Annotated in this window: 3 protein-coding genes; 2 read left to right on the top strand and 1 reads right to left on the bottom strand. The window is 63.3% G+C overall.

What is annotated here, in order from left to right:
- The first annotated feature begins 322 nt into the window (after positions 1 to 322).
- A complete protein-coding gene (locus C3Y91_RS37550) occupies positions 323 to 1,234 on the top strand; it encodes an EamA family transporter (RefSeq protein WP_024322281.1) in 912 nt (303 codons plus the stop codon).
- Positions 1,235 to 1,236: 2 nt separating this feature from the next.
- Here the strand turns inward: C3Y91_RS37550 and C3Y91_RS37545 are convergent, their stop codons facing one another.
- The gene (locus tag C3Y91_RS37545) at positions 1,237 to 1,704 is read right to left on the bottom strand and encodes a group III truncated hemoglobin (RefSeq protein WP_130673421.1); all 468 of its coding nucleotides are present in this window, start codon (positions 1,702 to 1,704) and stop codon (positions 1,237 to 1,239) included.
- Positions 1,705 to 1,877: 173 nt separating this feature from the next.
- Here C3Y91_RS37545 and mbfA point away from each other — a divergent pair, with 173 nt between their 5' ends.
- A complete protein-coding gene (mbfA, locus tag C3Y91_RS37540; protein ID WP_011650070.1) occupies positions 1,878 to 2,861 on the top strand; it encodes an iron exporter MbfA in 984 nt (327 codons plus the stop codon).
- The last annotated feature ends 193 nt before the right edge of the window (positions 2,862 to 3,054 follow it).

The following is a 3,054-nucleotide window of genomic DNA, read 5'->3' as shown; positions in this document are numbered from 1 at the left end:
ACGACGCCGAAAACAATGCGACGATCTCCGCGCCCGCCTAACCTAGCGCATATGACCCTAACCCTCTCCCCGTAAAAACGGGGAGAGGGGACGTGCCCCGCGAGAGCGAGTGGGGAACGGAGAGGTCGCGGCATGGTCCCTTCGCCCCGCCTGCGGGGATAAGGTGCCGGCAGGCGGATGAGGGGCTGCCACCGGCTCAATCCCGCGCCGCCGGCCAATCCTTAGCATTCCTCAGCATCAGCGCTCTTGATCCCGGCATGAAAAGTTTGAATTTGGTTCTCCCCTGTCTTCAGCTTAAAACCGCGCCAGGATCGGGGGCCACATGGACATCAAGAATATCGAGACCGGGACGGATGGCGCAGCCTTGATTGCGCAGCCGGGCTTATCGCCGGCTTCGGGCGGCTTGGCGGCCGGGGTCGTGATGTGCCTGATGTCGATGTCGTCGATCCAGTTCGGTGCGGCACTGTCGTCGTCAGCCATTGCGACCTATGGCGTTGCCGGCGCTACCTGGCTGCGGCTTGCTTTTGCGGCGATCATCCTTGCCGTCGTCGTCAGGCCTTCGGTGCTGCGTTATACCAGCGCCCAATGGCGGGCGACGTTGCTGCTCGGCACGACGACCGCTGCCATGACGCTCTGCTTCTTCGCGGCGATCCAGCGGCTGCCGCTCGGTCTGGCGATCGCCATCGATTTCCTCGGGCCGCTCTCGGTCGCTGTCTTCGGTTATGGCCTGACCTGGCGGCTCACCTGGCCGTTGATTGCTGCTGCCGGCATTCTCTTCCTCGCCCATGACGGCGAAGGCTGGGTCGGCAATCTCTCAGGCGTCCTCTTTGCCCTCGGCTCGGCTGTGGGATGGGCGGTCTATATCCTGCTAACGAAGAAGGTCGGCGCTGCCTTCAAGGGGCTGGAAGGTCTCTCGATGTCGCTGCTCGTCGCCGGCCTCGTCGCAACCCCCTTCGGTCTGGTGGAGACGGCGGGCGCCTTCACGCTGAGGGGACTGGTCGAGGTCCTTGGCCTCGCCATCCTCGTGCCGCTCCTGCCCTATGCGCTGGAGATGGTGGCGCTGCGGCGCATGCCGGCGGCTTCCTTCGGTATCCTGATGAGCCTCGAACCGGCGATCGGCGCCCTTGCCGGCTTTCTGATCCTCGCCCAGCCGATGACCGTGCTGCAGATGCTGGGAACGGCGCTCGTCGTGGCGGCCAGCGCCGGCGCCACCGCCTCGGCGGAAAGGGCCTGAGATCAGGCGGGTTTGCGCGTGGGATCGTCGAGTGCCGGATTGTAGAACAGCGACAGCACCAGGCTCTTGGCGATCCGTTCCGCCGTCGCCATGAACCAGGCCTTGGCCTCCGGCGACGGGGCGATGTCGTCGAGCGTTGCAGCAAACAGCGACAGCCACTTCGGGAAGAGATCAGGCGTCAGGTTGGCCACATGAGTATGCGCCTGCACCGGCTTGCCGCCATAGGCGCCGCTGCGAAAGGCAACGGCCGACCAGAAGCTCTTCATCTTCGTCATATGCTGCGGCCAGCGCCCGGACAGCTTGGCGTCGAACACCGGGCCGAGATCGGGATGCGTTAGCACGCGTGCGTAAAAGGTCTCGACCAGCCTGTCGATGAAGGCCGCGTCGACGCCCATGTCCCGCATCTCCGCTTCCGCCCTTTCGCGGATCGCCGCGACATGAGCAGGGCGGCCCTGAATGTCATTGTCCATTCCAAAACCCCGGCGCCGCGTGATGCGGCGCCCTCTCATATAGGTGTTTATGCCACTGCGCCAAAGTCGTCCGTGCCGCTTGCGGCAATCTGTCAGCCAGCTTGCCGTACGCACTTGACCGGCATCGCACGGTTCTTTAGATTTAGAATTATTCTAAAAAATTGGAGAGAGTCATGCTGGCGCGGTTTTTCAGATCCTCGAAACGATCTTTCGACTCGCTGTCCGAGCAGGAAATCCTTGCCCTTGGGATCGCCTCCGAGGAAGACGATGCCCGCATTTATCTTGCCTATGCCGACAGGCTGCGCCGCGAATTTCCGGCCTCGGCCAAGGTCTTCGAGGACATGGCCGAGGTCGAGGATACGCATCGCAAGTCGTTGATCGAGATCCATCGTCAGCGTTTCGGCGAGCGCATTCCGTTGATCCGGCGCGAGCATGTGGAGGGCTTCTACGAGCGCAAGCCGGACTGGCTCAGGGCAAACCTTTCGCTGGATGCGATGCGCAGGGAAACCGAGGCGATGGAGGAGCAGGCCTATCGTTTCTATGTCGAGGCGGCAAAACGGACCTCCGACGCATCGACGCGCCAGCTTCTCGGTGATCTCGCCCTTGCCGAACAGGGGCATGAGGATATCGCCCGCATGCTGGGCGACAAACATACGCCCGAAGACGTCAAGCACGACGAGGACGCGACGGTGCATCGGCAATTCGTGCTGACCTATGTGCAGCCGGGTCTTGCCGGGCTGATGGACGGCTCGGTCTCGACGCTGGCGCCGATCTTCGCCGCCGCCTTCGCAACGCAAGATACCTGGCAGACCTTCCTCGTCGGCCTTTCAGCCTCCGTCGGCGCCGGCATTTCGATGGGCTTCACCGAGGCCGCCCATGACGACGGCAAGATCTCCGGCAGAGGCTCGCCGATCAAGCGCGGACTTGCCTGCGGCATCATGACGGCGCTCGGCGGTCTCGGCCACGCGCTGCCCTATCTGATCCCGCATTTCTGGACGGCAACGATCACCGCCGCCGTCGTCGTTTTCTTCGAGCTCTGGGCGATCGCCTTCATCCAGAACCGTTACATGGAAACCCCCTTCCTGCGCGCCGCCTTCCAGGTGGTGCTCGGCGGCGGCCTGGTGCTCGGCGCCGGTATCCTGATCGGGAATGGGTGAGGAGCGGTCGGGCGCAGCCCGAGCAATCGATCCAGCGAATCGATTGCAGCGACGAACGCCCTGAGCCCAAAGCGAAGGGCCGGGAGACGGTGCGGCATCCCAAACCAACAATACAAAAAGGCCGGCAAATCGCCGGCCTCAGACCGCTGACAAACCCGTCGATTTTTCGGCGGGTTTTGTTTTTGCGGATTGG

The sequence above is a fragment of the Rhizobium ruizarguesonis genome, assembly GCF_012349115.1.
Classification (GTDB): Bacteria; Pseudomonadota; Alphaproteobacteria; order Rhizobiales; family Rhizobiaceae; genus Rhizobium; species Rhizobium ruizarguesonis.
The sequence above is the reverse complement of the archived record's forward strand: the minus strand, read 5'-3'. Positions and strand labels throughout refer to the sequence as shown.